The 1,497-nt window shown below is 70.5% G+C and carries 2 protein-coding genes; both read right to left on the reverse strand.

Translation table 11 applies throughout. The annotated features are described in order from the left end of the window. Window positions 1-844 (reverse strand): hypothetical protein (locus BN5935_RS00010; protein WP_064974273.1); only part of this gene is annotated, 844 nt, incomplete at its 3' end. After that, on the reverse strand, window positions 841-1,497 hold a 657-nt coding region (locus BN5935_RS00015; protein ID WP_064974274.1), incomplete at its 5' end, for a hypothetical protein. The genes BN5935_RS00010 and BN5935_RS00015, both read right to left, overlap by 4 nt.

Raw genomic sequence — 1,497 nt, forward strand, 5'->3', positions numbered from 1 at the left:
AGGCGCATGCGGCGGCCGCCCAGACCAGCGCAACGGTCACGGAGGCGGCCGCGGCGGTCCACCACCCTGCGGCGGCCGACAGCCCGAGCACCGCCGCCAGCAGCAGTGCCGGGAGGAGAATCCACCGCCGGGGTACGCGCCATCCCGAACCGGGCCTCGCCAGCAGCGGTTCCCACAGGGTCCGCCGCCGACTATACGGGATTTCCCGCAGAGGCCGCATCCCGAAACCGCCCGCGGCGACCAGCGCCTCGCGGCTCAGGAGCACGGCGGGTTCACCCAAGTACGAGCGCACGAGGTCGAGCGCTCCGGGCGGTTCGGAGCCCAGTTCCGCAACAAGGCGTTCGACGGCTCCGGGCATCAGATATCGCCCCTCGCCGACGGGAAGCAGGTAGTCATAGGTGGCTACGGCGGCGGCCGCGTCGAGATCGCCCTCAACACCGTCGAAAGCCCGGTCGACGAGCACCAGCCGCCGGAAGCACCGCCTGCGCGAACGTCCCAGCGCCCGCACCCCCACGACCTCCAGTTCCCCCGTGGAGGCCCACTCGACACGGATCATGCGGTAGCGGGCGGCCAGTGCGCCGAACTCCGCGGCCTGACGCCGGGAGTCGAGCACCGCGACCACCTCGTAACGTGAATATTCGGGCGAAAGCAGGTTTTCGAGTTGTGCGGGATCGGTCACGCCGCTGCAAAGGACCGAAATGCCGATGCCGTCGGGGGCATCGCTGTATGCGGCGCGTGCGGCGGCGGCCAGCAGGCGCCGTTCCCGGGCCCGCAGGACGAGCAGCAGCAGCGTGCAGGCGCACACCGCCGCGGCGACGAACAGCAACAGCAGGACGAGTTTCATGCCAGAGAACGTTTATAGGATTGTACGAGCGATTCGCAGTAGGTGCGTTCGCGGGCGTCGAAAAGCCGGCGGAGGAGCCCCGGGGAGTAGCCCTCGGCGGCCATATAGCGCATCAGGGCCTTGCGTTCGGCGGGGCTCATCACGGCCAGCCGGCGGCTGACGCGGCGGCGCGTCAGCGGACGCCGCAGGGTGCAGAGCGTGTAAAGCGCCTCACGCCCCACTTCCGGGACTTCGTCCCCGGCCACGATCCGCAGCAATTGCCGCTCGGCCTCCTCGATGCCGAACTGCCGCACGATGCTCAGCCCCACGACCCGCAGGTTGCGGCAGGGCGACTCCACGAGCGGTTCGTAGGCGATCGGCAGCCTGCCGCGCCGCAGCAGGATCAGTATCTCCCCCACCTCGCACGCCGAGAAGGGCGCGGGGTATTCGGCCATCAGCCGCAGGGCCGTCGAAGGATCGGCCGACAGTTGCACCATCAGCGCCTGAAACCGGACCCGACGGTCGCGGCTCCGGGCATAGCGTGCCGCGCGGGCAGCCACGATGCTGTCGAGCGGCAGGCGGGCCAGCAGCAGCAGACAGCGGGCCCGGCGGCTGCCGGGGGTGCGGCGGGGGCGGGTCCGCAGACGTTTGCTTTCACCACTCTGATGGGGGGT

The sequence above is a fragment of the Alistipes provencensis genome (assembly GCF_900083545.1).
GTDB lineage: Bacteria > Bacteroidota > Bacteroidia > Bacteroidales > Rikenellaceae > Alistipes > Alistipes provencensis.